Source organism: Micromonospora sp. ABR4_055 (genome assembly GCF_056160425.1).
Map to the genome: position 1 here is coordinate 1 of NZ_JBSWXD010000282.1, position 3196 is coordinate 3196.

The 3196-nt window shown below is 68.3% G+C and carries 2 protein-coding genes; both read right to left on the reverse strand.

Translation table 11 applies throughout. From position 1 onward, the window contains the following. Positions 1-89: 89 nt before the first annotated feature. Positions 90-2129, reverse strand: a complete 2040-nt coding sequence (ftsH, locus tag ACXAHD_RS31710; RefSeq protein WP_289211982.1) for an ATP-dependent zinc metalloprotease FtsH — start codon at positions 2127-2129, stop codon at positions 90-92. A gap of 274 nt (positions 2130-2403) precedes the next feature. Then, complete coding sequence (gene hpt, locus ACXAHD_RS31715; protein ID WP_289211981.1) at positions 2404-2979, reverse strand: hypoxanthine phosphoribosyltransferase; 576 nt, start codon at positions 2977-2979, stop codon at positions 2404-2406. Positions 2980-3196 lie beyond the last annotated feature (217 nt).

The window sequence follows — 3196 nt, forward strand, 5'->3', positions numbered from 1 at the left end:
TTTTTTTTTGTTGGTTGGGGTGGGGGGGTGCCCTGGTTTGTTTTTTTCTTTTTGTATCGACACTACACTGGACGGTAGGTCAGGGCTGCTCAGGAGGTGCCGTCCGAGTTCGCGGACATGGTGCCGTCCGAGTTCGCGGACATGCCACCGCCGAAGACGGCTTGAGCCCCGTCGGCGACCGCCTGCCGGCCGAGGTTCTCCTTCTCGGCCGGGGTCAGCACCGGCGGCTCAGTGGACGGCTGCCGCTTGCCGAAGCCGTTGAAGGGTGCCATCGGCGGCCGCTTGACCACCCGCTCGCAGATCCGGGCCATGTCGGACTGGGAAATGGTCTCCTTCTCCATCAGCTCCAGCACCATGGTGTCGAGCACGTCGCGGTACTCGACCAGGATTTCCCAGGCCTCATCGTGGGCCAGCTCGATGAGGGCGCGGACCTCGCTGTCGATCTCAGCGGCGATCGAATCGGAGTAGTCCCGCTCGTGGCCCATGGTCCGGCCGAGAAACGGCTCGTCGCCGTTGGTGCCGTACTTGACGGCGCCGAGTTTGGCGCTCATGCCGTACTGGGTGACCATGGCCCGGGCCAACGCGCTGGCCTTCTCGATGTCGTTGCCGGCACCGGTGGTGGGCTCGTGGAAGACCAGTTCCTCGGCGGCCCGGCCACCGAGGGCGTACGCCAGGGTGTCGATCATCTCGGCACGGGTCTGGGTGTACTTGTCCTCGGTCGGAAGCACCAGGGTGTGGCCCAACGACCGCCCCCGGGACAGGATGGTCACCTTGTGCACCGGGGCGGCGTGTGGCAGGGCCCAGGCCACCAGGGCGTGACCGCCCTCGTGATATGCGGTGATCTTCTTTTCCTTGTCGCCCATCACCCGGGTCCGCCGCTGTGGGCCGGCGACCACCCGGTCGATCGACTCCTCCAAGGCCTCGTTGGTGATCGCCCGGGCGTCCTGCCGGGCGGTCAGCAGCGCCGCCTCGTTGATCACGTTGGCCAGGTCGGCGCCGCTGAATCCGGGGGTACGCCGGGCCACCGCGTCCAGATCGACGTCCGGGGCGAACGGCTTGCCCCGGGCGTGCACCCGCAGGATCGCCTTGCGGCCCTCCATGTCCGGGGCGTCGACCGGGATCTGCCGGTCGAACCGGCCGGGGCGCAGCAGCGCCGGGTCGAGGATGTCGGGTCGGTTGGTGGCGGCGATCAGGATCACGCCGCCCTTGGTGTCGAAGCCGTCCATCTCGACCAGCAACTGGTTGAGGGTCTGTTCCCGCTCGTCGTGGCCGCCGCCCATGCCGGCACCACGGTGCCGGCCGACCGCGTCGATCTCGTCGACGAAGACGATCGCCGGGGCGTTCGCCTTGGCCTGCTCGAACAGGTCACGGACCCGGCTGGCGCCGACACCGACGAACATCTCGACGAAGTCGGACCCGGAGATCGAGTAGAACGGCACACCGGCCTCGCCGGCCACCGCCCGGGCAAGCAGGGTCTTCCCGGTGCCGGGTGGACCGAACAGCAGTACGCCCTTGGGGATCTTTGCACCGAGTGCCTGGTACTTCGCCGGGTTCTGCAGGAAGTCCTTGATCTCCTGCAACTCCTCGACGGCCTCCTCGGAGCCGGCCACATCGGCGAAGGTGGTCTTCGGGGTGTCCTTGGTGATCACCTTCGCCTTGGACTTGCCGAAGTTGAGCACACGGGACCCGCCGCCCTGCATCTGCGACATGAACAGCAGCAGCAGGATCACCAGGATGGCGATCGGTAGCAGGTTGACCAGCAGGGTGATGAAGATGCTGTCCGACGACACCTCGGCCTCGGCCGGGCCGGTCACCCGGCCGGCCTCCTTGGCGGCCAGCACGTCGGTCCAGATCTCGTCGCCGACCTCGTACGGGAACTGGGCCTCGATCCGGTCGGTCTCGGTGTCGCCGAACTCTTCCGGCTCGGCGAGGTCGAGCCGGAGCGTCTGCTCCCGGTCCTGGAATATCGCCTTGTCGATGCCGCCCTGCTCCAGCCGCTCCAGCGCCACCGAGGTGTCCACCTTGTGGTAGCTGGGGCCGTTGGTGAAGAACGAGCTGAGCGCTATCGCACCGATGATCACCAGGATGATCCAGACCACCGGCCGGCGGAAGAAACGCGTACGTTCCATACGTATGTCGAGCGCCGCAGCGCCCGGACCCTCCTGATCGACGTTCTGACCGTCTGGTTAGCCACTCCGGGGCGCCAACCGAGCGCCACGGTCATTCGAAGGTACACCGTGGTGACGAGGTGCGCGTCCGCGAGCCCGGTCGACCCGCGCTCCGTCCGCTGGTCCCACGTCGGCGCGGTCAGCTGACCCGCGCCACCGCATACCGTAGCGCTGTTTCCTGGGAGTGGCCTGGACGTCCCGAGGAGTTTCCCGACGGCTGACACACCGGCGGCGGTCAGCCGCGGCCGTACACCTCGGGCTTGAGCACCCCGACGTAGGGCAACTCGCGGTACCGCTCGGCGAAGTCCAGGCCGTAGCCAACCACGAACTCGGTGGGGATGTCGAAGCCGACATACCGCACCGGGACCTGCACCTTGACCGCCTCGGGCTTGCGGAACAGCGCGACCACCTCCACGCTCGCCGCCGACCTGGACGCCAGGTACTTCAGCAGCCAGGACAGGGTGAGGCCGGAGTCGATGATGTCCTCGACCACCACCACGTGCCGACCGGCGATGTCCCGCTCCACGTCCTTGAGGATGCGGACCACGCCGGAGGAGGTGGTGCCCTGCCCGTAGGAGGAGACGGCCATGAACTCCAACTCGACGGGAGCGCCCTGCCGGCCGAGCTCACGGGCGAAGTCGGCCATGAACATGACCGCGCCCTTGAGCACGCAGACCAGCAGCAGTCCACCCGTCACGTCGGCGTAGTCAGTGGCGATCTGCTTGGCGAGTTCCGCGGTCTTGTCGCGGATCTGTTCCTCGGAAATGATCACACGGTCGATGTCGGCGTCGTACCAGGAGCCGTCAGCCATGCGCTAAGCCTGCCGCATCCGGCCGGCCAGCCGACACCGGGGCCGGCGGATACTCACGTGGCGCCGGTGGGTGACGGTGGTCCAGCCGACGGTCACCGGGGCCGGCGGACACCGTCGTGGGGGGGGGGGGGGGGGGGGGGGGGGGGGGGGGGAGGGGGGGGGGGGGGGGGGGGGGGGGGGGGGGGGGGGGGGGGGGGGGGGAGGATAAGAAGAAAGG

Bases quoted from the DNA above. Each gene is read 5' to 3' on its own strand.
- ftsH (WP_289211982.1), bottom strand. From the start codon at position 2,129: ATGGAACGTACGCGTTTCTTCCGCCGGCCGGTGGTCTGGATCATCCTG.
- hpt (WP_289211981.1), bottom strand. From the start codon at position 2,979: ATGGCTGACGGCTCCTGGTACGACGCCGACATCGACCGTGTGATCATT.